This is a genomic window from Pleomorphomonas sp. JP5, from assembly GCF_023721815.1.
GTDB lineage: Bacteria > Pseudomonadota > Alphaproteobacteria > Rhizobiales > Pleomorphomonadaceae > Pleomorphomonas.
The window spans coordinates 53,511-75,451 of record NZ_JAMDLI010000005.1 but is presented as its reverse complement, the minus strand read 5'-3'; the positions used below and the strand labels follow the sequence as shown (position 1 = coordinate 75,451).

The 21,941-nt window shown below is 66.8% G+C and carries 24 protein-coding genes; 10 read left to right on the top strand and 14 right to left on the bottom strand.

Annotated features, from left to right (window positions below; all coding sequences use genetic code 11):
- The first annotated feature begins 82 nt into the window (after window positions 1-82).
- Entirely contained in the window at window positions 83-1,054 is a 972-nt protein-coding gene (locus tag M4J40_RS05215; protein ID WP_251752657.1) for a GlxA family transcriptional regulator, read from the top strand.
- Window positions 1,055-1,057: 3 nt separating this feature from the next.
- Here the strand turns inward: M4J40_RS05215 and M4J40_RS05210 are convergent, their stop codons facing one another.
- Complete coding sequence (locus M4J40_RS05210; protein WP_251752656.1) at window positions 1,058-1,840, bottom strand: alpha/beta hydrolase family protein; 783 nt, start codon at window positions 1,838-1,840, stop codon at window positions 1,058-1,060.
- 464 nt (window positions 1,841-2,304) lie between these two features.
- Between M4J40_RS05210 and M4J40_RS05205 the strand changes: the two genes are divergently transcribed.
- Together M4J40_RS05205 and M4J40_RS05200 are read left to right on the top strand one after the other, a co-directional pair.
- Complete coding sequence (locus M4J40_RS05205) at window positions 2,305-3,783, top strand: radical SAM protein (RefSeq protein WP_251752655.1); 1,479 nt, start codon at window positions 2,305-2,307, stop codon at window positions 3,781-3,783.
- Window positions 3,784-3,839: 56 nt separating this feature from the next.
- Window positions 3,840-4,022 carry a hypothetical protein gene (locus tag M4J40_RS05200; RefSeq protein WP_251752654.1) on the top strand — a complete coding sequence of 61 codons (183 nt, stop codon included), beginning with the start codon at window positions 3,840-3,842 and terminating at the stop codon, window positions 4,020-4,022.
- Between the two features lie 376 nt (window positions 4,023-4,398).
- Here the strand turns inward: M4J40_RS05200 and M4J40_RS05195 are convergent, their stop codons facing one another.
- Window positions 4,399-5,130: an SDR family oxidoreductase gene (locus tag M4J40_RS05195; RefSeq protein ID WP_251752653.1), complete on the bottom strand. Its 732-nt coding sequence runs from the start codon at window positions 5,128-5,130 to the stop codon at window positions 4,399-4,401.
- A 102-nt stretch (window positions 5,131-5,232) separates the two neighbouring features.
- On the opposite strand from M4J40_RS05195, the gene M4J40_RS05190 reads away from it, so the two are divergent.
- The gene (locus M4J40_RS05190) at window positions 5,233-5,973 is read left to right on the top strand and encodes a TetR/AcrR family transcriptional regulator (protein WP_251752652.1); all 741 of its coding nucleotides are present in this window, start codon (window positions 5,233-5,235) and stop codon (window positions 5,971-5,973) included.
- A 505-nt stretch (window positions 5,974-6,478) separates the two neighbouring features.
- Here the strand turns inward: M4J40_RS05190 and M4J40_RS05185 are convergent.
- Entirely contained in the window at window positions 6,479-7,408 is a 930-nt protein-coding gene (locus tag M4J40_RS05185) for a LysR substrate-binding domain-containing protein (protein ID WP_251752651.1), read from the bottom strand.
- A gap of 92 nt (window positions 7,409-7,500) precedes the next feature.
- Here M4J40_RS05185 and M4J40_RS05180 point away from each other — a divergent pair, with 92 nt between their 5' ends.
- The 4 genes from M4J40_RS05180 to M4J40_RS05165 all read left to right on the top strand — a co-directional run bounded on the left by M4J40_RS05180 (window position 7,501) and on the right by M4J40_RS05165 (window position 11,033).
- Window positions 7,501-8,751 (top strand): MFS transporter, encoded by a 1,251-nt coding sequence (locus M4J40_RS05180; protein WP_251752650.1) that lies wholly within the window; start codon window positions 7,501-7,503, stop codon window positions 8,749-8,751.
- Between the two features lie 585 nt (window positions 8,752-9,336).
- Complete coding sequence (locus tag M4J40_RS05175; protein ID WP_251752649.1) at window positions 9,337-10,323, top strand: Gfo/Idh/MocA family oxidoreductase; 987 nt, start codon at window positions 9,337-9,339, stop codon at window positions 10,321-10,323.
- 138 nt (window positions 10,324-10,461) lie between these two features.
- A complete protein-coding gene (locus tag M4J40_RS05170; RefSeq protein WP_251752648.1) occupies window positions 10,462-10,731 on the top strand; it encodes a type II toxin-antitoxin system ParD family antitoxin in 270 nt (89 codons plus the stop codon).
- Window positions 10,728-11,033 carry a type II toxin-antitoxin system RelE/ParE family toxin gene (locus M4J40_RS05165; protein ID WP_251752647.1) on the top strand — a complete coding sequence of 102 codons (306 nt, stop codon included), beginning with the start codon at window positions 10,728-10,730 and terminating at the stop codon, window positions 11,031-11,033. Before M4J40_RS05170 ends, M4J40_RS05165 begins: the two co-directional genes overlap by 4 nt.
- A gap of 23 nt (window positions 11,034-11,056) precedes the next feature.
- On the opposite strand, the gene M4J40_RS05160 is transcribed toward M4J40_RS05165, so the two are convergent.
- The 10 genes from M4J40_RS05160 to M4J40_RS05115 form a co-directional block, all read right to left on the bottom strand.
- Entirely contained in the window at window positions 11,057-11,572 is a 516-nt protein-coding gene (locus tag M4J40_RS05160; protein WP_251752646.1) for a GNAT family N-acetyltransferase, read from the bottom strand.
- 46 nt (window positions 11,573-11,618) lie between these two features.
- Window positions 11,619-11,987: a DUF4440 domain-containing protein gene (locus M4J40_RS05155; protein WP_251752645.1), complete on the bottom strand. Its 369-nt coding sequence runs from the start codon at window positions 11,985-11,987 to the stop codon at window positions 11,619-11,621.
- A gap of 44 nt (window positions 11,988-12,031) precedes the next feature.
- Window positions 12,032-12,562 carry a transglutaminase-like cysteine peptidase gene (locus tag M4J40_RS05150; protein WP_251752644.1) on the bottom strand — a complete coding sequence of 177 codons (531 nt, stop codon included), beginning with the start codon at window positions 12,560-12,562 and terminating at the stop codon, window positions 12,032-12,034.
- A gap of 694 nt (window positions 12,563-13,256) precedes the next feature.
- Complete coding sequence (locus tag M4J40_RS05145; RefSeq protein ID WP_251752643.1) at window positions 13,257-13,544, bottom strand: hypothetical protein; 288 nt, start codon at window positions 13,542-13,544, stop codon at window positions 13,257-13,259.
- A complete protein-coding gene (locus tag M4J40_RS05140) occupies window positions 13,544-13,966 on the bottom strand; it encodes a Bbp16 family capsid cement protein (protein ID WP_251752642.1) in 423 nt (140 codons plus the stop codon). The genes M4J40_RS05145 and M4J40_RS05140 overlap by 1 nt, the downstream gene beginning before the upstream one ends.
- Window positions 13,967-14,031: 65 nt before the next feature.
- Window positions 14,032-15,081 carry a major capsid protein gene (locus M4J40_RS05135; RefSeq protein WP_251752641.1) on the bottom strand — a complete coding sequence of 350 codons (1,050 nt, stop codon included), beginning with the start codon at window positions 15,079-15,081 and terminating at the stop codon, window positions 14,032-14,034.
- 7 nt (window positions 15,082-15,088) lie between these two features.
- Window positions 15,089-15,778 (bottom strand): hypothetical protein, encoded by a 690-nt coding sequence (locus tag M4J40_RS05130; RefSeq protein WP_251752640.1) that lies wholly within the window; start codon window positions 15,776-15,778, stop codon window positions 15,089-15,091.
- The gene (locus tag M4J40_RS05125; protein ID WP_251752639.1) at window positions 15,756-16,124 is read right to left on the bottom strand and encodes a hypothetical protein; all 369 of its coding nucleotides are present in this window, start codon (window positions 16,122-16,124) and stop codon (window positions 15,756-15,758) included. Before M4J40_RS05125 ends, M4J40_RS05130 begins: the two co-directional genes overlap by 23 nt.
- Before the next feature lie 229 nt (window positions 16,125-16,353).
- A complete protein-coding gene (locus M4J40_RS05120) occupies window positions 16,354-18,048 on the bottom strand; it encodes a portal protein (protein WP_251752638.1) in 1,695 nt (564 codons plus the stop codon).
- Window positions 18,048-18,251 (bottom strand): hypothetical protein, encoded by a 204-nt coding sequence (locus tag M4J40_RS05115; RefSeq protein ID WP_251752637.1) that lies wholly within the window; start codon window positions 18,249-18,251, stop codon window positions 18,048-18,050. The genes M4J40_RS05120 and M4J40_RS05115 overlap by 1 nt, the downstream gene beginning before the upstream one ends.
- Before the next feature lie 136 nt (window positions 18,252-18,387).
- Here M4J40_RS05115 and M4J40_RS05110 point away from each other — a divergent pair, with 136 nt between their 5' ends.
- Together M4J40_RS05110 and M4J40_RS05105 are read left to right on the top strand one after the other, a co-directional pair.
- Window positions 18,388-19,137 (top strand): hypothetical protein, encoded by a 750-nt coding sequence (locus tag M4J40_RS05110; RefSeq protein WP_251752636.1) that lies wholly within the window; start codon window positions 18,388-18,390, stop codon window positions 19,135-19,137.
- 247 nt (window positions 19,138-19,384) lie between these two features.
- Entirely contained in the window at window positions 19,385-19,819 is a 435-nt protein-coding gene (locus tag M4J40_RS05105) for a BrnA antitoxin family protein (protein WP_251752635.1), read from the top strand.
- A 5-nt stretch (window positions 19,820-19,824) separates the two neighbouring features.
- Here M4J40_RS05105 and M4J40_RS05100 read toward each other — a convergent pair whose 3' ends face one another.
- A complete protein-coding gene (locus tag M4J40_RS05100) occupies window positions 19,825-21,303 on the bottom strand; it encodes a terminase (RefSeq protein ID WP_251752634.1) in 1,479 nt (492 codons plus the stop codon).
- Window positions 21,304-21,941 lie beyond the last annotated feature (638 nt).

Genomic DNA, 21,941 nt, shown 5'->3' with positions numbered 1-21,941 from the left:
TTGGCCTGAACGCGCCGCAAGCTAGAGTTCAATCGCCCATCTCGCTATGGTCGCAACAGACAATAATCGGACCGTTTACGACATGCGCATCGCCCTCCTCGCCCTTGACGGCGTCTTCGACACCGGCCTGACCGTGCTGATGGACACCTTCGCCATGGCCAACGAGCTCTCGGCGGCGCAAGGCGACGCCGGAACGCCCTTCGCGGTCCGCGCCCTCGGCGTCCAGCCCGGCATCCGCACCGGCCTCGGCCTGACGCTGGCGGTCGAGCCGGCGAGCACCGTCGGCGGCGACGGCTGGGTGCCGGACTGGGTGGTGGTGCCGGCGCCCGGCGTCCGCGATCCGGCCGGGCTCGTCGCCTTGCTCGGCCGCGACGACGCGCGACAGGCGGCCGATCGGCTGCGTCAGTGGTACGCCGAAGGCATCAACGTGGCCGGCGCCTGCATCGGCACCTTCCTGGTGGCCGAATCCGGCCTGCTCGACGGCCACGACGCCACCACCACCTGGGCGCTGGCGCCGTTGTTCCGCCAGCGCTACCCCCGTGTGCGGCTCGACGACAGCAAGATGATCGCCGCCTCCGGCCGCCTCGTCACCGCCGGCGCCGCCATGGGCCACCTCGATCTGGCGCTGTGGCTGATGCGCCGGCAGAGCCCGGCGCTGGCCGCGCTGGTCGCCCGCTTCATGCTGATCGACCGGCGGCCCTCGCAGGCCAAATACGTCATCCCCGACTTCCTCGCCCACGCCGATCCCCTGGTGGAGCGCTTCGAGCGCTGGGCGCGCGACCACCTCTCCGAAGGCTTCTCGCTGGAAGCGGCAACCCGCACGCTGGCCGTCACGCCGCGCACCTTGCAGCGGCGCACCGAGGCGGTGCTCGGCAAGTCGCCGCTCGCCTTCTTTCAGGATCTGAGGGTGCAACGGGCCGAACACCTGATCGCTCTCGGCCACGACCTCGCCCACGTCGCCGCCGAAGTGGGCTACGCCGACGCCGCCACGCTCCGCCACCTCCTCCGCCGCCGGCTCGGCCGTGGCGTCCGGGAACTCAGGGGGGAAGCCTGAGCCTCAACCGGCCGCGCCCCACGTCAGCGCCTTTTCCAGCGCCGGGCCGAAGAAGGCCCAGTCGTGGCCGCCGTCCCATTCCTCGTAGCCGTAGTCGAAGCCCAGCGTTTCCATCTCGGCGGCGAAGCGGCGGTTGTCGGCGAGAAAGAACGGGTCCGACAGGCCGCAGGCCGTGCGGATGCGCGGCTTGACGGCCGCCCCGGCAAGCGCTCGCGCCAGGGCGGGCACGTCGAGCCGGGGATCGTAGGCGAGGTCCTCGCCGAGAACCGCCTGAAAATCCCTGATCAGCCGCTCGCCCCACATGCCCTTCAGCGCCTCCACCGTCAGGCCGCGCGCCGCAAGGTCGAAGTCCTCGCGGAGGTTGAGGCAGGGTGAGGAGAAGGCGGCGCACCAGCCGAACCGCTCGGGCCGGGACAGCGCGACGCGCAGCGCGCCGAAGCCGCCCATCGACGCGCCGACCACGCCCGTGCGCTCGCGCGCCGTGTCGATGTTGAAAAGGTCGACGCAGACGCGCGGCAGCTCGTCGGCCACGTGGGTGAAGTAGTCGAGGCCATGGCGCATGTCGGCGTAAAAGCTGCGCGCCACCTCCGGCATGATCAGAATGGCGTCGCCCTCGGCGGCGAAGGTCGCCAGCGTGGTGTAGTCGAGATAGTCGCCCGACCGGCCGCAGAGGCCGTGCAAGAGATACACCGCCGCCCGCTTGCCGCCCGCCCCATTGGGCACGAACACCGACAGCCGCGTCTCCATCTGGAGCACGGGTGAAAAATACTCGCCGCGAAGGATCATGATACTGCCCCAATCCCACCAAAACGGCGCCAAGCGCCCCCCACGCCCGCCACCTCGAGTTGCCGGCACGGGATACGCCGGTCGCCTCGCGGGGACAAGATAGTCGCCGATTGGGAGAGCCCGATATCGGCCCCATCCGGCTCGCACTTCAACCTTTCCGCTAATTCTCCTAAAGACTTATCCTTTTTCGAGAAAAAATGGCGGATACTACTCCTTGAAAAATATTAGGCCGACCAAACGAACAAACAAAGCGCGGCATGATTTGACGTCCCGCCTCACGACGCGGCGAAAAACATGAGAACGGCACGAATACTTTGGCGGTTGCTTCGTCCGACCGCCGATCGACATCCTTGAAGCTTGCACAAGGCAGCCGAGAGGCCGGAAAAGCCAGCGGAAGCGGCCACCCGCTTCCGGCGCATCTAGAGCAACTCCAGCGGCGGCAAGGGCGGATCGGAGGAGCTGGTATGGCTGATGTCAACTCGGACCGGCCGGATCGCGCGCGGATCACTGACACGCCCTTCATCTACCTGTTCGGCGTCTCCGACCGCGACTTCGTGCTCGACATCAACACCAACCGCCTGTTTTCGCTCGAGGAAGACGAGGCCGCGCTGCTGCGCGAGTGGCAGGCGGGGGCGTCCTACCCGGCGCTGGCCGCCAGATATCCCGCCGCCAACGAGGCCATCGACGCCTTGCGCGCCGAGGGAGCGTTCGACGTCGGCCGCGCCGAACGGCTCGCCTATGGCTGCGATTTCGAGACCATCTCGCGCCTGATCGCCAGCCAGCGCAGCCGCACCGTTCTGGAGGTGACGCAGGCCTGCAACCTCCGTTGCCGCTACTGCACCTTCGGCGGCGGCTTCCCCGACCACCGAACCCACAGCCTCAAGCGCATGGATCCCACGGTGCTCGAAAAGGCGATCGCGGCCGCGCTCCGGGACGGATCGGCGCTCGAGGAAGTCTGCATCGCCTTTTACGGCGGCGAGCCAATGCTGGCCTTCGACCTGATCGAGCGCGGCGTCGCCTTCGCCAGGGCCGAGGCCGGGGGCAAGCGGCTGCGCTTTTCCACCACCACCAACGGCACCCTGCTCGACGCCGACAAGGCCGGCTTCCTGGCCGAGCACGGCTTTTCCGTTCTGGTGAGCATCGACGGGCCGAAGGGCGTTCACGACACCAACCGGATCTTCCGCGACGGCCGTGGCAGCTACGACGACGGCATCCGTGGCCTGAAGGCGCTGCTCCAGGCCTATCCGCCCGATGCCCATGGCAAAATCGGCCTCAGCATGGTGATCCCCTCGAGCAACTGGCTGCCCGTTCTGGAGCGGCTTTGGGACGACGAGCCCTGGCTGCCGCGATCGCTGCGGGTGATGGTGAGCGACGTCAACGCCCCCGAGGGGTTCGTGCCCGCGGAGCCGGCGCCGGGCGCGGACTACGAGGCGTTCCGCCAGGGCTGGATCGCCGATCGGGCCGCCGCCCGCCCGGGCCGGACCCAGATCGAGACCTCGGTGTTCGACCGCGCCTACGCCCGGCTGCATCACCGCCCCACGGAGAAGCCGGACGCCGCGTCCTTCTACCCCAACGGCTGCTGCATTCCCGGCGTGACGAAGGTCTATGTCGACGTCGATGGCGCCTACAAGATCTGCGAACGCTCGCACGGCACGCCCGACATCGGCTCGGTGGACGACGGCGTGCGCCTCGATCGGGTGAAACAGGTGATCGAGGCCTATGGCGACGGCTCCATCGCCGACTGCGCCACTTGCGAGGTCGTCTCGCTGTGCAACGCCTGCTTTGCCAACGCCTTCGTCAACGGCCGCTTCGACATTGCCGCCAAGCGCAAGTGGTGCGCGACGGCCAGACCGGCGATGAAGCGGCGCCTGCAAGGCTACGCCGACCTGGTCCAACGGCCGGAGTTCGCGGCCCGATGGGACGAGTACACCTTCACCAACTGACGCCTCCGCCCGGCGACACGGCCGGCGGAGACGGGGCAGGAAGAGGAGAAACCACTATGAAAGAGCTAAAATCCGCAAGCGGGGAGCCCAAGAGACGGCCGCCGGAAAAGTGCAGCTGCGGCAACGGCGGCGAGCTGGAAGGCACCCACGAGTCCCACCCGGAGCAGAACGGTTGCAGCTGCTGCTGCGGCCCCGACGAAACCACCGACAGCGTGCTCACCGGAGCCATGGACAAGTAGGCAACCCCATGGGTCCCTCGCCCTTTTCGGCCTGAGGTCCACCCTGAACTCCGGCGCGAGTTCAAGATGGACCTCAGGTAGAACGAAACGAGCAGCCGATATCGCTCTCCATGACCGAGGGAGATTGATACGTCCCCCTCGCACCACCGTCCCGAGGTCCTCGCTTTCGCAAGGATGACAGCATTATTTGTAGGGATGACAATCGGTTAGGTGGCGCTCTTCGCCATCGCGCTGTCATCCCGCAAGGCCGTTCGATCGCTCCACATCGAGAGGCCACCCCGCGCATTCCAGCTATCTCCCGCTCCTATCAAGCTGTCATCCTTGCGAAAGCGAGGACCTCAGGACGAGAAGACGCAGGGGCCGATATCGCGCTCCCTCAATCCTGCATGGTCGGCCTTATCACGATGCTGCCGATCTCCACCTCCGGCGGCTGATCGATAGCGTAGGCGATCGCTTTCGCCACCGCCTCCGGTGGCAACGCGATCTCGCCCATCCGTGCCGCCATCGCCTCCTTGATCGGCCCTTCCGGCATGGAGTCGCCGAGGTCGGTGGCGATGAAACCGGGCGAAATCTCCGTCACCCTGAGGCCGGTCGTCGACTCCTGCCGCAGTGCCTCGGTCAGCGTCCTGACGGCGTTCTTGGTAGCGGCGTAAAGGCCCATGGCCGGCCCGATCTTGAGCCCGGCCGTCGACACCACGTTGACGATGTGGCCGCCCCCGGTCTCGAAGGCCGGCAGCGCAGCGGCGATGCCATGGAGCACGCCCCGAAGGTTCACATCGATCATCGCCTCCCAATCGCCCACCTTCCCCGCGTCGAGGCGCGACAGCGGCGCGATGCCGGCGTTGTTGATCATCACGTCGAGCCGGCCGAAGCTGGCGACGGCGTGCGCCACCAGCGCCGTCACCGCCTCGGCTTGCGTCACGTCGGTTGCGAGATGCGTGGCCGCGCCACCCTCGGCCCGGATACGCCCGGCCACCTCGGCGATCGGCCCGTCCCGCCGCCCGCCCAGCACCACCTTGGCCCCGAGCGCCCCCAGATGAAGCGCCGCGGCCCGGCCGATGCCGCTGCCCGCGCCGGTGATGACGACGACCTTGTCTGCGATGGTCATGGCTCCGCTCCTTATCGATGATAACAAGAATCTGATATCAACGATATCATGCCATCGCTATCAACGCTACCCACCTTCCGCTGCCAATGATAATCTGCCGCCATGAACCTCGAATCCGACGACACGTCCGCCCACACCCGCATTCTCGAGGCGGCCGAAGCGCTGCTCCGCGCGGGCGGACCGGCGGCGTTGACCACCCGCGCCGTGGCGGCGGCGGCCGGCGTTCAGGCGCCGACGCTCTACCGCCTGTTTCAGGACAAGCAGGGCCTCCTGGACGCCACCGCCGAACACGGCCTGTGGAAATACGTGGCGGCCCAATCGACGCGCCAGCAATCGGCAGATCCGCTGGAGAACTTCCGCCGCGCCTTCGACCTTCACGTCGCCTTCGGCGTCGACAACCCCGCCCTCTACGCCATCCTCACCGCCCCGCGCGCGGCGCCGGCCAACGAAACGGGCCTCGGCGTGCTCCGTCATTTCGTGCGGGCGCTGGCCGCCGCCGGTCGTCTCAGGATGGAGGAGTCCCGCGCGGCGGCGCTCATTCAGGCCGTCGCCACCGGCACCGTCATGACGCTCAACGCCATGCCACCCGAGGCGCGCGACATGGGCCTCGCCACCACCGCCCGCGAAACCCTGATCGCCGCCATCACCGCAACAAGCCCGACGCCAGCCGGCGCCCCCGAAGTCGCCGCCATCACCCTCCGCGCCAACCTCGACACCCTCGCCGCCCTCAGCCCCGGCGAGCGCCAGCTGATGGCCGAATGGCTCGACCGCATCGTGGGTGCGGACAGGCATCGGCCGCCGCTCTCACGCGACGATATCAGCCCCTCACCTCGTCCCGCGTGATGGGAACGGGAGCCTCATTTGCTCGCCAAAAGCAAAGGAAACGCGACGCAACCATTTGCTTTATATCAATAAATTGTCATCCCCGCGAAGGCGCTATGGCATGCACACATCTCCAAGAGCGTACCCATGGATACAGCGCGCAATGATGGGAGCGTATGAAAGAGGGTGCCTGATATCACCCCCTCGTCCTATCCTGCCTGAGGTCCTCGCCTGCGCAAGGATGACAATTTATACATATGGAACAATGGGATAGAGCGCGCCGCCTCGCCTCTGAGGTTTTCCCCTCCGTATAAGGCAGCACGATGCGCTCCTCATGGTGGATCGCGGATTATCCAACTGATTTCTTTATATAAATTGTCATCCTTGCGCAGGCCGCTTGAATTCGCGCGCGAATTCAAGGTGTACCTCAGGCCGGAAGGGGCGCGACGCCGATATAGAGCGCCCATGGATGCCGTGCGCACCGATGGCGACGTGGGAAAGGTGGACCCTATATCAAGCCTTCGCCTCATCCCGCCAGCAGCGTCCCGTTCCACGTCCCCTCTCTTACCAGCCCGATCATCTTCTCCTTCATCACCTCGCCGGCGAACAGCGCCGCCCGCGACACCCTTCGATCCCTGGGGTAGCACAGCGACAGCTGGCGCACCGGCGTCGGTTCGGTGAGGGGGGCGAGGCGGAAGTCGCCGGCGGTCTGTTCGCGCTCGAAGGCGGTGGCGGGCATGATCGTATAGCCGTAGCCGGCGCCCACCAGCTCCTTCAGCGAGCCGTAGCCGTCCACCTCCACCACCACGTCGAGCTCGATGCCGGCCTGACGCGCGCAGTCGTCGACCACCGCCCGGAGGTCGTGGCTGCGGCTGGGCAGCAACAGCGGCAGCCCGGCGATATCCTTGAAGGCCACCGGGCGGTGCGGGCTGAGGTCGGCATCGACCGGGCCGATCAGGAACAGCCGTTCGGAGAGGATCGGCTCGGTGCGCAGCACCGTCGTCGCCCGGGCGCTGTAGAAGATGGCGACGTCGATGTCGCCCCGGAACAGCCCGTCCAGCAGATAGCCGGTGTAGGAGGTGACGATGCGCACCCGCACCGCCGGATGCGCCGCGCGAAAGGCGGCCACCAGCGGCACCGAGAGCGCGTTGGAAATGGTCGGCGACAGGCCCACCGACACGCTGCCGACGATGCCCGCCTCCGGCCCGCCCACCGCCACGCGCATGTCGTCCAGCTCGCCCAGGATGTGCCGCGCGTGCTCCAGCGCCGCCGCGCCGTGCTCGGTCAGCCGCATGCCGCGCCCGTGCCGCTCGAACAGCTGCACGCCGAGATCGTCCTCCAGCATGCGGATCTGCCGGCTGAGCGCCGGCTGGGCGATCCTGAGCTGGCCCGACGCCTTGCTGAGGCTGCCGAGGTCGGCGACGAGGGCGAAGGTGCGCAGCTGGGTGATGTCCATACCTATAAATTATCGGCATAGCTGAATGAAGTAAATTGCCGACGATCTATAGCTGGCGAGGGAGTAGGTTGCGCCTCCAACAGGAATGGATCATGTCACTCGCCTCCCCGCTTGAAGCCTTCCCCGCTGATGCACCCGCCGCAAAACCAGCCGCGCCGGCCTATGTCACCCGGGGCAGCGCCGCCTATCGGCGCATCAGTCTGGCGCTGTTTCTCGCCGGTTTCGCCACCTTTTCGCTGCTCTATGCCATCCAGCCGCTGTTGCCGAACCTTGCGACGCACTATGGCGTCAGCCCGGCGGAAAGCTCGCTGGCGCTGTCGCTGACCACCGGCAGCCTCGCCATCGCCATCTTCCTGGCCGGCGCCTTTTCCGAAGGCTTCGGCCGGCGCGGCATGATGTTCTGGTCCATGCTGGCCGCCGCGCTCTGCCACATCGGCGCGGCGATGTCGCCCAGCTGGCACATGCTGTTGCTGCTCCGCGCCGCCGAGGGCTTCGTGCTGGGCGGCGTGCCGGCGGTTGCCATGGCCTACATTTCCGAGGAAATCGAGCCGCGCTCGCTCGGCACCGCCATGGGGCTCTATGTCGGCGGCGTCGCCTTCGGCGGCATGGCCGGCCGCGTTGGCGTCGGCCTGTTGATGGAGCTCTGCTCCTGGCGCGACGCGCTGACCATCATCGGCGTTCTCGACCTGATCGCCGCCGCCGGCTTCGCCCTGCTGCTGCCGCCCTCGCGCAACTTCGTCCGCCGCAAGGGCATGAGCCTTGCCGCCCATGGCCGCGCCTGGCTCGCCCACCTCAGAACGCCGGGCATGGCGCTGGTGTTCCTCTGCGGCTTCCTGGCGCTGGGCAGCTTCGTCGCCCTGTTCAACTACCTGACCTTCCGCCTGACCGACGCCCCCTTCGGCCTGTCGCCCGGCTTCATCAGCGCCATGTTCCTGGTCTACGTCGCCGGCGTCGTCGCCTCCCCCTGGGCCGGCATCCTCGCCGACCGCCACGGCCGCTTGCCGGCGCAGCTCATCGGCGTCGCCCTCATGGCCGCGGGCACGCTGATGACGCTGTCGTCGTCCATCGTCATGATCGTGCTCGGCCTCACCGGCATCACCGGCGGCTTCTTCATCATCCACTCGGTGGCAAGCGGCTGGGTCGGCCGGCTGGCCAAGGGCTCCAAGGGCCACGCCTCCTCGCTCTACCTCCTCGCCTATTACGCGGGATCGTCCAGCATGGGCTCGGGCGGAGGCTGGCTGTGGAGCCTCGGCGGCTGGCCCGCCATCGTCGCCCTCGTCTCCGCCATGCTCGGCGTGATCCTTGTGGCCACGCTGAGGATCGGCGCGGTGGAGGGGCTGTGAGGGGGGCGGGTGATGTCACCCCTCGTCCCTGCTGCCTGGGGGCCGCCACACGAGCGGATGACGGATTCATATAAATGGACCAATCGGATAGCGGAGCGCATGTACAAGCGAGCGCTACGCTCCGCATCATGGCAGTGATGACGTTTTGCGGCTGCGCGGATCGCTTATCCCACTGACACCTCTATATAGATTTGTCATCCTTGCGAAAGCGAGGACCTCAGGACAAGAAATCTCAACGCCCCTATCAAGCTCCCTTCCCCAAGGGGAGACCGATATCAGCCACTGCGCCCCTTCCTGCCCGAGGTCCTCGCTTTCGCAAGGATGACAAATCTATATAAATGGACCAATCGGATAGCGGCGCGCATGTACATGCAAGCGCCATGCTCCGCATCATGGCAATGATGACACTTTGCGGCTTTGCGGGCCGCTCATCCCACTGATACCTCTATATCAATCTGTCATCCTGCGCTTTAGGCGCAGGACCTCAGGACGAGAAATCGCCGCGTCCCATATCACGCTCCCTCTCTGGCCTCTCCCCCGCAATCGCCCCATACTGCCCGCCCACACACCGGGAGCGGACATCACATGATCCTCAACGTCGCCCTTGCCGCCTGGGGCATGTCGGGCCGGGAGTTCCACGCGCCGCTGATCGCCGCCGAGCCGCGCCTGTCGCTCGCCGCCATCCTGCGCCGTTCCGGCCCCGACGGCAGCGAGCCCGGGGGCGTCCGCTGCGTTGCGGATTTTCAGGCCATCCTCGACGATCCCGCCATCGACCTCGTCGTCGTCAACACGCCCAACGAAACGCACTACCCCATGGCCAGCGCGGCGCTCGCCGCCGGCAAGCACGTGGTGCTGGAAAAGCCCATCACCGTGACCATGGACGACGCCCGCGCGCTCGCCGCCGAGGCCAAGGCGGCCGGCCGCCTCCTCGCCGTGTTCCACAATCGCCGGCTCGACGGCGACTTTCTCACCCTGAAGCGCCACCTCGACGCCGGCGATCTCGGCGACCTCGTCGAGCTGGAATGGCACTACGACCGCTACCGCGCCGCCATCACCCACAAGCGCTGGAAGGAGGACGACCTGCCCGGCGCCGGCACCTGGTTCGACCTCGGCATCCACCTCGTCGACGGCATGCTGACCCTGTTCGGCGCGCCTGATACGGTGGCCGCCGACATGGATTCGCTCCGCCGGCCCAACGCCGCCACCGATTTCTTCGACGTCCGCTTCCGCTACCCCGGCCACCGCGTGCTGCTGCGCGCCAGCACCTTCGTGCGCGAGCAGGGGCCGGTGATCGTCGCCCACGGCAAGAAGGGCTCGCTCGTCATCCCGCACGAGAGCGCCCAGCCGCACGACGCGCCGCCGACCGCCCTCCTCCACACCGAGCGCGACGGCCGGACGATCCGCGAGCGCGTGCCGCTGGAACCTTCCCGCCACCAAGCCTTCTACGCCAACGTCGTCGACGCCATCGCCGGCAAAGCCGATCTGGCCTTCGGCCCCGAACCCGCCATCGCCGCGCTGACCCTCATCCACAAGGCTATCGAGGCAGCGGGCAAGGCGGCGCTGAAGTGCTGAGCAGCGGCCGATATGGCACTCCCCCGCTCGCGCCGCACCAGCTCGTGTTTCCCTTGCTTGGAAGGATGGCGGTGGCGAGAGACATTCTCTTGGGCCAACTATCATAAAATGATATAGTGACGACAAAGGAGACTGCCCATGCCGTCCAGCTACACACTCGGCGACCGCTTCGAGGGCTTCGTCAAGCAACTGGTTGCCAGCGGCCGCTATGCCTCGGCCAGCGAGGTGCTGCGCGACGGCCTGCGCCTTCTCGAAGAGCAGGAGAACCTCAGGCAAGCCAAGCTCGACGCTCTCCGGCGCGACATCGCCGAGGGGATCGACAGCGGCCCGCCGGCGCCCATGGACATGGACGCGATCCTCGAGGAAGCGCGTCGGCTCAGGAACGCGGGGCAGAAGCTGCCATCATGAGCCTGGAGATCGTCCGCCGCCCACGGGCGCGCCTCGATCTCATCGAGATCTGGACCTATGTCGCCGACGACAACGAAGCGGCCGCCGACCGCCTTTTGCGACGGATCGAGAGCGTGCTCGCCATGCTGGCCGACACCCCGCTCGCCGGCCGGGCGCGACCTGAACTCAGCCCCGACATCCGCAGCTTCCCGATCGGCAACTACGTCATCTTCTACATCGCTCAACCCAACGCCATCGACGTCGTCAGGGTGTTGAGCCGATACCGGGACATCGCCGAGGACGACATGGGGAACGACGCCTGAACGGGACAAAGGCAGAGCCACCCTCACCCCACTCCCCTCACCAGAATGAAGTTCTCGTGCCGCTCCCCGTCCAGCTCGAAATCGCGCGAGCCATGGCGGCTGAAACCTTGCGCCTCGTAGAAGCGGAGGGCCGGCGCGTTCTCGTGGTTGACGGCGAGCCAGAACCTCTCGAGCCCGCGCGCCCGGCCGAGGTCGGCCGCCTCTGCGAGAAGGCCCGTGCCGATGCCCTCGCGGGCATGCCGCGACCGGACGTAGAGCGTGGCGATCTCGCCCTTGAGCCCCGGCACCGTCGGGCAGGCGGCGTCGAAATCCAGCAGGAGATAGCCGAGGAGATACGGGCCGCGCTCGCATTTCAGCACGGCCCCGCGCGGGTCGGCGACATGGCCCACGAACCGCTCCGCCGTGAACTCGCGCAGCACGTAGTCCGAGAAGGCCTGGCGGATGCCGTCGCGCGCATAGGTGTGGAGCCAGACCTCGATCGAGAGAGCGGCGAGGTTGGCGGCGTCGGTGGGGCCGGCGAGGCCGTAGCGGATTTCCATGCGGGGGGCCTACCTTGGCAGCGTTTCCGAGCCCATCAAACGCCGCTCACTTCGGAAAGCGGCTGAGGTGCTCGTGGACGATCTTCCACACGCCGCCCTCCTTGCGCAACACGGTGGTGCCGCGCCCCTCGCCTTCGCAGGCCTTGCCGTCGATGTCGGCCGTCCAGCGGAAGCGGTAGGTGCAGCTCGCCGCCGTGTCGCCCACCGCGATCCAGTCGACATCCTCCAGCCAGTACGTCTCGTTCCGAAGCGTCCGCCAGGTCTCCTCGAACGCGGCCCGAATGGCGTCAATGCCGCGATGGGTGCCGTCGGTGAACCAGAACACCGCCTCCGCCGACAGCAGCGGGGCGACCTCGTCGAAGCATTGCCGCGCAAGACTGGCTTCGTAGAGTTTCATGTGCTCTTGCGGCTGCATGCGGCTCTCCTGGCGGGCGGCTTCGGGCCGGATCGCCGGGGATGCTACGGCAGATTGCGCCCCGCCGCCACCACCTGCCCGGCGCCCGCCACGCTGCCCGGCGCCTTCAGCCAGTCGCGCGGGTCGGCCGGCGACTGCACGGTGAGGATGCGCACGGCCGAGCGCTGCACCGGCAGCATCTCGTCGGTCAGGTTGTCGAGCACGTAGAACTCGGGCCCGAGATGGACCACCAGCACGGCGTGGAGCTGCCCCTTGGCCACCCCCACGGCAACGCGCGCCTCGGCGCTGCCGAGCCCGGCGGCGATCAGCCGGTGCCGCTTGGTCATCACATAGTCGTCGCAGTCGCCCTCGCTCGGCGCCAACAGCCAGACGTCCTTGCCCTCCGGCTCCACCTCAGGCCGGATCTCGCCATTGACGGCGCGGTTGATCCTGTCGACCTCGTCAAAGCCCAGGCTGCGCGTCTGCGCCACCGGCTGGCACTCGGCCGCCGTGACGGCGCACATGTCGTAAAAGCCGTTCGGACCGGCCGCCTGGGCCACCGAGAGCCCGGCAAGAAGAGCGAGAACAGAGGTCAAGGGGCACCCCCGCGAACAAGCCAGCGAAAAGTGGATTCGGCGAGTAAACTTGACGCATCGCCGCCATCCCAACCATCGGGAAGAAACCGAGTCCGGCGCACTACGTGGACCGAAGACTGGATGGGCCGAGACCTTCTCCGGGCATGTCATCCCGCGAGCGCGCTCAGGCGTCGTTGCTCCAGTTAGAGGTCTAGATTGGTTAGCGCTTCGTTAAACGGGGAAGCTTGGGCCGCCGAGACGGCTATATGTCTCGAATTTGCCGGAAGGTGTGGCAGCGGCGCACGGAAAGCGGCGGATATACTTGAGCGGGGGCGAGTGAGGAAAGTACAGGTGGGGCGACGAGCGGAGGTGGATTGCGCGCACCCTCGCTGAACGTGCGTCCAAGGGAGACCTATATCGGAGTACCGCCCCTTCCGGCCCGAGGTCCTGCGCCTGAAGCGCAGGATGACGATTTATATAAAGGATGCAATCGGTTAGGTGGCCGCAAGGGTTCCTCACGGCATCACCGCCCCATGCGGAACACGCCGACCTAAGAGAGCAGGCGAAAACCTATATCTATTTGTTCCATTTATATAAATTGTCATCCTGCGCTTCAGGCGCAGGACCTCAGGCCGGAAGGGGCACGGGGCCGATATAGGTCTCCCCCCAAAAAGCTCAGGCGGGCCGAAGCCCGCCTGTCTCACTCATCCTTGCCTCACTCGCCCAGATCCCCCGGCAGCCAGTCCGGCGGGGGGCCGCCGAGGGCTTCCGTCAGGCCGTTGCCGGCGGGAGCCTCCGGCGTGCTCGCGGCCTTCGGCTTCCTTCCGCGCTTGCGGGGGGCGGGGTCGTCGGCGGGGTGAGGTGGGGCGGCGGATTCTCCTTCCGCCTCCACCCACGACGGTTTCACGCCACCCTTCATCAGCGCGTCGGGAAGGTCGAAGACCTCCCCGGCGTCGCGGATCTTGCCGCCGAAGTAGCCCTTGCGGACGGCGGTGACGCGCATCAGATGGCCACCCCGTTGGACTGTACTCCGGCCACCACGCCGGCGGTGATCTTGCCCGTGGTCGGCGCCGTGCCGGTGACCGTGTACTTGAGGCGGCCGTACTGCAGGGTCAGGCCGCGCGGCAGGCCGTCGCAGGCGATCTGCGAACCGGCCTTCAGCTTGGCGAGCGGCACGGTGGCCAGCGGGATGACGCGGTCGGGCGTGAACGTCGTGGTGCTGTCGAGTTCCAGGTCGATCGAGAGCGAGGTAAGGTTGTTGAAGTCCTCCACCACCTGCACCAGCAGCGCCACGTCGTCGCCCTTGCCGACGTCGAAGTTGCGCGCGGCCGGCGAGATCGGGCCGAAGTCGATGGTGTTGGTGGAGGCGGCCGTCGCGGTCACCGCCTGAGCGTCCGAGAACAGCGCCTGAGTGTCCAGGATCATGGGTTTGTCCTTGAGAAAACGGGGAGAAAGGCGCCCGCCGAGGCGGGCACTTCAGAACTCAGCGATCAGCCCGCATAAGCCGGAAGGGCCGCTTCCGTGTTCAGCAGCGCATCCGTCTCGCGGATCGGAATGCCGCGATAGGTCAGCACTTCCTTGCCCTCGATGCTGTCGCGCTTGAGGCCCGGCGCGCTGTAGTTGGCGGTGCCGGCGTTGGTGATCAGCGACCGGTCGGACGACTGGGCGTCGAGCACTTCGAGGACGTCGCGGTTCATGTAGATGGCGATGCGGCTCGACGTGGCGTTCAGCCGGCGCGACTGCAGGCGATAGTAGGCCTCACGCAAGAGCTTCCAGATGTCCACCGACCCCGCCATCATGTCGGAAACGTCGATGTTGGCGATGCGGGCGTTGTAGCGCCAGTCCTTGACGAACATGCCGACGTGCCAGGAGAACAGCGTCGACTTGACGTAGAACTTGTTGCCGGCCGCATCCAGCGTCACTTCCTCGCCCTTGTCGGCAACCTGAACGCCCGTCGGGATGCCCTCGGGCGTCAGGAGCGACGTGGCGTGGTCGCCCCAGGTGACGAACCAGATGGAGGTGTTGTCGGCACCTCGGCCGCCGCCGTCGATCACCTGTCCGGCGGCGACGTTGGGCTTGGTGGCGTTGGGGCCGTCGTAATAGGCATTGTAGCGGGCGGCGAGGCCCTTGAACTTCTCCGGCGTGGTGGCGACGTCGTGGTAGAAGATGCCGGTCGCCATCTCCTGGTTCATCGCCTCGAGGAACGGCGCGCTGTCGACGAGGCGCTGCTTGGCGGCGTCCTTGGCAAGAGCGAGCAGGCGCACGTCGATCTCCGAGCGCGCCTCGAGGAAGCCGGTGGTGTCGTCCACCTGCTGCACGGTGGCCTTCGACTGCGGCACGCCCTTGTAGAGACGCCCCCAGGCGACGGACGGCAGGCCGGTGCGGATCATGTGGCGATGGATGGCCTGCTGGTTGCAGACGGTGACCATCGCGTCGTCCAGCACCGGATTCTGCTGCGACAGGATTTCGAGAACCGTACCCTCGGCGCTCTGCTTCTGCGCGTCGATCAGGTTCGGGTAGTAGGTGCCAACGGTGGCCATGTGTCATTTACCCCTTGGGCTTGTCGCTCGGAAACAGCAGGTGGGCGGCATCGATGGGGCGACCTGCCCCGGCCCCGCCGCTCTCCGGCCGGTCTTCGGCGATCGCGCTTCCGACGCGCGCCATGAACCGGATAACTTCCGGGTGGTTTCCGCCGCCACTTTCGGTGAGGAAGGTGCGAAGCCCCGGCGTGCCGAAGCGGGCGAGCGCGCCCTGCGCGGTGGAAACCGAGGCGTCCCAGCGGGCGCCGCCGATCTCCTGGTCCTTCTTGGCCGAGGCGATCCATCCCGTCTGGATGTCGGCCCACTCATGGGCGCCGGCCGCAGCTTCCGCCTGGCGATGACTGGCGAGCGCGCCGGCCAGCGCCTGCGCCTGGCCGCGCGTCAGGCCGATGTCTTTCAGCACCGGCTGCATCGCCTCGGCCAGCTTCTCGTCCATCGCCATGCCCTCGGGCAGGTCGAAGTCGTAGCGGCCATCATCGGGGATTTCGTCGTCGGGGTTGGGGGCCTCCGTCTCGGGAGTGTCCTGGTCCGGCGGTGAGGCCTCGCTTTCGGCCCCGGTATCAGTCGGCCCAGCCTCGCTCGGGAACATCAGGCTCTCAGGCGCAGCCGCTTCCGCGCCCTCGCCCATGCCGTCACCCTCAGGCGCAAACACCGCCGCACCGCTCATCCATCGCTCAAGCATATTGGTCGTCCCCATCTTCTGGTTTGCCGGCGGCCATGCGGGCGGCCCGTTCCAGCTCCTTCGCCTCGCCGCGTTCGAGCAGCAGGCGCGGGTAGAGCCTGAGGTCGACGAGATCGAGTTTCTGCAGGATTTCGAGCCCCAGGGACTGCCGCCCCAGGCGATAGCGCTCGGCCGCCTCGCTGCCGGCATCGAAGGCATTGGCGTAGAGCCCCGCCCGGCCCAGCAGCCAGAACACCACCCGCTTGCCCTCGGCCGTTTCCATCATCAGGCGGAAAGCATCGACAAGATCCGCCTCCTCCTGCGCGGCGTGTTTGCGCGCCTCGGCATCCCGCGCCTCACGCGCTTCGAACTCATCGAGCATCACAAAGGTATCCTGTTGATTTTAGGAGATTAAATCGCGCAATCCGGCATGGGCGCCATTCGGACGCGCCCTATAGTAGCCACTCACCCAGTTCTGCCTGAGGTCCTGCGCCTGCGCGCAGGATGACGGCTTTATATAAATGAAAACAATCACATAAGCTGTCATCCTGCGCGCAGGCGCAGGACCTCAGGAAGGTAGAGCTCTCCGGCCCATATCGGCCTCCCTACCCCTACCCACCCCCAATCCCCAGCTGCGCCATCAGCTGCTGCGCCGCTGCCGGATCGATCCCCGCATCCTTCCCCGCCCGCACCGCATCCGCCCCGGCGGAGATCGCCGGCGCGACCGTCTTCGCCATTTGCGCCATCTGCGCCTGCTGCTGCTGTTGCGCCCGCGCCTGCCGCGCTTCCTGCACCTTGTCGTCGGGCACCACGATGGCTGCCGGCGCGCCGATCATGTCGGCGTAGACGTCGATCGACTGGTCGGCATCGAGCTTGTCCAGCACCTCCGGCTTCATCGCCGCCCACTGGCTGGCGAAGCCGACGAGCCGCTCCACGGCGCCGGTGGCCACCGCCTTCTGCGCCTGGGCCAACGTCGAGATATATTCCACCGCTAGGCGCTGGTTCTGGATCTCGCGCGGCGGCGGGGGGAACAGGTTGCGCTTGAGGCCGATCTCGAACGCCCGGTCGACGCAGGGCTCCAGCTGGTTGTTGTAGATGTTCTCCAGCACCGGCCCGAGCGCCAACAGCTTCTCTTCCTTGCGCTCGGCGATTTCCATCTGGTTGCGCGGCTGGATGCCCTCCATGTTGGACAGCATCAGGAACAGGTCGGCATAGAAGCCGGTGGAGATGCGCTGCCGCGTCTCGGCGATGTCCTGCAACAGCGGCCCGATCTGCGGCGACGCCTCCATCACCGGCCTGAGCCCCTTCCCCGTCGGGTCGTCGACGAAGGTGATGGCGCCGGGCAGCAGCGACATCGGGTTGCCGTTCAAACTCGTCGGCCCCTGCAGCGGCGGCCGCGCCAATTTTGCGATCACCTCCAGCTTGTCGCGCACCATGGCCTGCAACGACTTCACGTCGCCGATGGTGTCCATGCCGGGCGACTGCGCGTAAGCGTCGTCGCCGCAGATCAGCCACGGCGGGCAGATGATCGGGTTGCTGTCGAAACCGCTTTCCTCCAAGAGGCCATCACCGGAGTTGCCATTGGCCTCCCAGTAATTGGAGAGGAACGGCTTGTTGCGCTTGTCGATCTTGCCGCTGTCGCGATTCTGGCGCGGCTCGATGGCGTGCCAGATGTCGAAGGTCTGGTCGTAGCGGCCAGCGTCATAGGCCGAGCGGATGGATGACGAGATGGTGTCGAGCCCGAACCGCCGCACGATCTTCTCCACCGACCAGCGCAGCATGCGGTAGAGCGTCGTCGCCCGGCCCTCGGCGTCCCGCGCGATCCAGAAGCGGCCGTGCAGCAGCTGGATCATGTGCAGCGGGTCGTCGCCGCCCTCGATCAATATGCCGCAGGACTGGCCGAACAGGCCGATGTCGCCATAGCCCTCGTGGAAGGCGGGATAGACGTTGGAGCGCTGGAACATCCGCCGCTCGATCGCCTCCACCTCGTCCACCCACAGCTTCACCGGGCCCCACTCTCGCAGCTCCGGATCGACGGTGGCAAAGCGGAACCAGGGGCGCGCCGGCGACGTCAGCCCCGAGTGCATGCCGGAGGCCAGCGTCCGCCAGGCGAAGGTGCCGGAGGGGTCGAGAATGCGCTTGCGCGAAATCGCCCGCTCGTCGGTGGCTTCGAGGCGCAGTCGATGCGGCGCCACGAAATCGGCAAGGCCGTTCCAGGTGGCCTCCCACGGCTGGCGAACCCGCTTCAGCTCCTCGGCCCGGCGGCGGTGATACTGGACCTGCGTTTCATTGGCGCGCGCTTCCATCACACCCCCAGAAGGACTGACTTTTGCGTGGTCGCATCCTGCAACACGCCGTTGGCACTGGTGAGAATGGTGGAGCCCCCGGCCCTCAGCCGGTCGGTCGCCCGCCGCGCCGCCGCCGTCTGAATGGCGCCGTTATCCGGCTCCTGGGCCTGCGCCGAGGTCTTGTATTGCTCCACCTTGGGAGTGGACGAGGAAAGGCACATGGATCATAGCCCCGCATGTGGATCGTATCCTTCGTCCATACGGCGGGTGGGGTTTCCGGGCTGCGGTTGGCGGGTCGGCGGTGGCGCCTCGGAGGCATTTGCGATAGGCAGGGCGCCAATCATCGAGGAGCGAACCATGCTGGTCAGATCGGCGCGCATCATGCGCGACCACTATGTTCTCTATCTGCTGCTGGCGCTGCTGATCGTCGGCTGGGAGGCGCTGATCGGCCTCGAGCTGTTCGCCGAGCCGGGGCACGTCGGCGAGATCGTCGCCTGCCTCTATCTTTCCACCGGCCTGCCGTTTCTGGTGCTGCGCGGCATGCCGCTCAGCAGCGCCGCCGGCTTCACCGCGCCCGGCTCGATGGCCGCCGGCTTCAAGGTGGTGCTGATCGCCGTTCTCCTCACTTCGGTCATGCTCTACGCCACCTACCGCACCACGGCGCTGATGGTCTTCGGCATGTATCCGTCGCTGGCCGAACTGCTGATCGTCGCCGGCCTGCTGGTGCTCACCCTGCCGCTGATCGTCACCCTCCTGGGCAGCTGGATTCCCGCAGGCATCGCCGGCAAGGGCGCCGGCCTGCACCGGGCGCTGCTGCGCGGCGTCATGTCGCTGCACACCGTCTACTGGCGTCTGGTGCTGGCGCTGGCCGCCGCCTTTGTCGTCTGGTGTCTCATCGTCCTCGCCCACCTCGCCGCCTTCGGGTGGCCGCCGATGCTGATGACGCAGGGCGGCGCCCTCGCCCCCATCGGCCTCGCCGCCGGCTACCTGATCGCCCTCGTCGGCCTCGCCCTGCTCACCTACGTCAACGTGGTGGTCTGCGTCTGTTACGCCCGGGCAGAGAACATCGATCTCGACAGGCCGCCGGAGGGAACAGGGGCGGCGTGACCGGCGAATTGCCAATATCGGGCTTACCGAACAAAGGCAGCCTGATATGTCCCCCTCGCTCCACCTTCCTGAGGTCCTCGCCTGCGCAAGGATGACGGCGTGATATAAGCGGGAGCCAGAGCGAGATGCGTTGCGCTATCCAGCTGTTTTCATTTATATAAATCTGTCATCCTTGCGCAGGCGAGGATCTCGGGCAGAATGAACTCCCGGCCGATATCACGCTCCAAGAACCAGGGCAGCCTGATCCATGACTGACAAGAAATGGCCGAGCTTCATCACCAGGGATCTCGGCGACAGCCCTGAGGACGACGCGGAGATGACGCGTCGCTGGCAGGTCTACGACCGCGAGATGAAAGCGCTGATCGCCGCCGGCGGCGCCCATCAGGACGATGACGGTTGGTGGGTGGAAACGGCGACCGGCGAGCTGATCGGCCCGGATCCTGAGATCGAGCGGCCACTGACATCCGAGGAACTGGCGAAGGCCGTTCCTCTCGCTGTGGCGCTGCCCGATCTGGCCGAAGCCATCAAACGCGGACGCGGCCGGCCGAAGACCGACAAGGCCAAGGAGGCCGTCACCCTGCGCCTGTCGCCGGAGACGGTTGCCCATTTCAAGGCCATCGGCGGCGCCAACTGGCGCGCCCGCATGAGCGAGGCGCTGGAAAGGAAAAGCCGCGCCTCCTGAGGCCGTCACAACCCCGCGTGCGGATCGTATCTCTCCTCCACGCCCCGCCTCACACTCCCGCCCTGTCCCGCCACCCGCTTGACCACCGGCTCGGCAAACGTCAGCGCCAGCGCGTCGGCCCGGTTCGGTGACGGAATCCCCCGCGCCTTCATGTCGGCCTTGCTTTCCAGCTGGATCTTGCCGTCGAGCCGGGGCACGGTTTCCGGGCCGATCAGGTCGTCGAAGAGGCCCTGATCGTCGGGGTCGATGGCGCCGCCGTCCTTCAGCCAGCGCTTGACGAGGCCCCACATCTCCGCCCGTTTGTTGAGGTAGCCGGGGTCGATCGGCTTGCCGGCGAACCAGACCAGCCGCCAGTTCCGCCCCATCGTCCGCCCGGCGCTGACGATGCCGGTGCCATAGCCGGCGTCGACGAACACGGCGTCCGCGCCCTCCTCGTCCTCGAAGCGGGCGATCAGGTTGGCCACCTCCACGTCGTTGTCGTTCCTCGGCAGGCTCAAGAGGCTCTTCACCGTCAGCCCCTGCCGCAGCACGATCTCCACCTTGTCGACGCCGGTCCAGGCCGGGTCGACGCCGATGATCTTGGGCGCGAAACCATATTGCTCGGGGCGAAGGTGCCGCGCCCGCGCCGCCTCCACATCCGCCTCGCCAATGAACTGCATCGGCGATTGGCTGGGGAACTGGCCGCGCACGCGGTATTTCGCCACGTCGCTGTCCTCGCCGCCGGCATCGTCGACGATCGATTGCAGATAGGCCTTGTTGGTGCCCTCGACGGAGCGGCTGTCGATGTGGCGGGTGATCCAGCGGTGGCGATAGCGGCGGAAGCATTCGCGGAAGCGGCCGCCGTTGCGCGTCGGGTTGCCGAAGGCCACCCAGATGATCACCGTCCCCTCGTCGGTCAGCGCGCCCTCGGCCACCTCCCACACCTTGTCGGCGATGGCCGACGCTTCGTCGAACAGCAGCAGGATGATGCGGCCCTGGTTGTGCAGCCCGGCGAAGGCCTCGGTGTTCTCGGCCGACCAGGTGACGAAATCGAGCCGCCAGCTGTCGGCCCGCTTGCTGTCGCGGCTGCGGATCGACTGCGCCTGCGTGTCGAACCAGTGCGCCGTCACCGAGCGGCGGAACCACAGGCCCACCTCCGGCGCCGTCTTGGTCTGCATCTGCGAGCGGGTGTTGGCGGTGACCACGATCTTGCAATCTGCCCAGCAGGACATCGCCCAGTTGCTGAGCATCCCCATCTCGGCCGACTTGCCGATGCCGTGCCCCGAGGCGACGGCGATCCTGAGCGGCGTGAAGCGCTTGGCGGGATCGGCGAGATGATCGCGTATCTCCCGGTTGATCTGCCGCTGCCACGCGCGCGGGCCGGTGTGCGCGGCCAGATCGCCCTCGCCCCAGTCGTAGGCGGCAATCGACCAGCGATCAGGGTCATGCCGACACTCGGCGGCAAGCCGAATGAGGTCCTCGTTGGGATCGGGACGGGCGGTCATCGAGAAGCCCTCCGAAGCCCGCGCGCAGTTGTGACACGACCACCTAACCGATTGCCGCATATATCAAAACTGTCATCCTTGCGCAGGCGAGGACCTCGGGCAGAATGAAACGCGCCGCCGATATAGGGCTCCAAGAACCGACGCAGCCCGATATCACCCCCTCGCTCTACCGTCCTGAGATCCACCTTGCATTCGCTCGCGAATGCAAGACCGCCTTCGCAAGGATGACAGCGTGATAGGAGCGGGAGATAGCTGGAATGCTCGGAGTGCCGGTTTGAGATGGCATGCGCAATAAGCGTCGCCAAATCACGGCGCGATAGCGAAGGGAACCCACCTAACCGATTGTAAAACCTAAATATAACACTGTCATCCTTGCGAAAGCGAGGACCTCGGGCAGAAGGAACCAAGCGGCCGATATCACGCTCCATGAACCGGGGGAGACTGATATCCGCCTCTCGCTCTACCTTCCTGAGGTCCTCGCCTTCGCAAGGATGACAGATTGATAGGAGCGGGAGATAGCTGGAATGCGCGGAGTGCAAACTCGAAGCGGAACGGTGCAGCAGCGCCGCAGCATCACAGCCCGACGGCGTAGTGCGCCCACCTAACCGACTGTAAAACCTATATATAATGCTGTCATC

What these genes read in the sequence shown, in the direction of transcription:
- M4J40_RS05190 (WP_251752652.1), top strand. Translation starts at nt 5,233, where the DNA reads ATGAACCTCGAATCCGACGACACGTCCGCCCACACCCGCATTCTCGAG.
- M4J40_RS05210 (WP_251752656.1), bottom strand. Translation starts at nt 1,840, where the DNA reads ATGATCCTTCGCGGCGAGTATTTTTCACCCGTGCTCCAGATGGAGACG.
- M4J40_RS05100 (WP_251752634.1), bottom strand. Translation starts at nt 21,303, where the DNA reads ATGACCGCCCGTCCCGATCCCAACGAGGACCTCATTCGGCTTGCCGCC.
- M4J40_RS05205 (WP_251752655.1), top strand. Translation starts at nt 2,305, where the DNA reads ATGGCTGATGTCAACTCGGACCGGCCGGATCGCGCGCGGATCACTGAC.
- M4J40_RS05155 (WP_251752645.1), bottom strand. Translation starts at nt 11,987, where the DNA reads ATGCAGCCGCAAGAGCACATGAAACTCTACGAAGCCAGTCTTGCGCGG.
- M4J40_RS05175 (WP_251752649.1), top strand. Translation starts at nt 9,337, where the DNA reads ATGATCCTCAACGTCGCCCTTGCCGCCTGGGGCATGTCGGGCCGGGAG.
- M4J40_RS05140 (WP_251752642.1), bottom strand. Translation starts at nt 13,966, where the DNA reads ATGATCCTGGACACTCAGGCGCTGTTCTCGGACGCTCAGGCGGTGACC.
- M4J40_RS05160 (WP_251752646.1), bottom strand. Translation starts at nt 11,572, where the DNA reads ATGGAAATCCGCTACGGCCTCGCCGGCCCCACCGACGCCGCCAACCTC.
- M4J40_RS05120 (WP_251752638.1), bottom strand. Translation starts at nt 18,048, where the DNA reads ATGGAAGCGCGCGCCAATGAAACGCAGGTCCAGTATCACCGCCGCCGG.
- M4J40_RS05135 (WP_251752641.1), bottom strand. Translation starts at nt 15,081, where the DNA reads ATGGCCACCGTTGGCACCTACTACCCGAACCTGATCGACGCGCAGAAG.
- M4J40_RS05105 (WP_251752635.1), top strand. Translation starts at nt 19,385, where the DNA reads ATGACTGACAAGAAATGGCCGAGCTTCATCACCAGGGATCTCGGCGAC.
- M4J40_RS05115 (WP_251752637.1), bottom strand. Translation starts at nt 18,251, where the DNA reads ATGTGCCTTTCCTCGTCCACTCCCAAGGTGGAGCAATACAAGACCTCG.
- M4J40_RS05110 (WP_251752636.1), top strand. Translation starts at nt 18,388, where the DNA reads ATGCTGGTCAGATCGGCGCGCATCATGCGCGACCACTATGTTCTCTAT.
- M4J40_RS05145 (WP_251752643.1), bottom strand. Translation starts at nt 13,544, where the DNA reads ATGCGCGTCACCGCCGTCCGCAAGGGCTACTTCGGCGGCAAGATCCGC.
- M4J40_RS05125 (WP_251752639.1), bottom strand. Translation starts at nt 16,124, where the DNA reads ATGCTCGATGAGTTCGAAGCGCGTGAGGCGCGGGATGCCGAGGCGCGC.
- M4J40_RS05130 (WP_251752640.1), bottom strand. Translation starts at nt 15,778, where the DNA reads ATGGGGACGACCAATATGCTTGAGCGATGGATGAGCGGTGCGGCGGTG.
- M4J40_RS05215 (WP_251752657.1), top strand. Translation starts at nt 83, where the DNA reads ATGCGCATCGCCCTCCTCGCCCTTGACGGCGTCTTCGACACCGGCCTG.
- M4J40_RS05170 (WP_251752648.1), top strand. Translation starts at nt 10,462, where the DNA reads ATGCCGTCCAGCTACACACTCGGCGACCGCTTCGAGGGCTTCGTCAAG.
- M4J40_RS05200 (WP_251752654.1), top strand. Translation starts at nt 3,840, where the DNA reads ATGAAAGAGCTAAAATCCGCAAGCGGGGAGCCCAAGAGACGGCCGCCG.
- M4J40_RS05180 (WP_251752650.1), top strand. Translation starts at nt 7,501, where the DNA reads ATGTCACTCGCCTCCCCGCTTGAAGCCTTCCCCGCTGATGCACCCGCC.
- M4J40_RS05185 (WP_251752651.1), bottom strand. Translation starts at nt 7,408, where the DNA reads ATGGACATCACCCAGCTGCGCACCTTCGCCCTCGTCGCCGACCTCGGC.
- M4J40_RS05165 (WP_251752647.1), top strand. Translation starts at nt 10,728, where the DNA reads ATGAGCCTGGAGATCGTCCGCCGCCCACGGGCGCGCCTCGATCTCATC.
- M4J40_RS05195 (WP_251752653.1), bottom strand. Translation starts at nt 5,130, where the DNA reads ATGACCATCGCAGACAAGGTCGTCGTCATCACCGGCGCGGGCAGCGGC.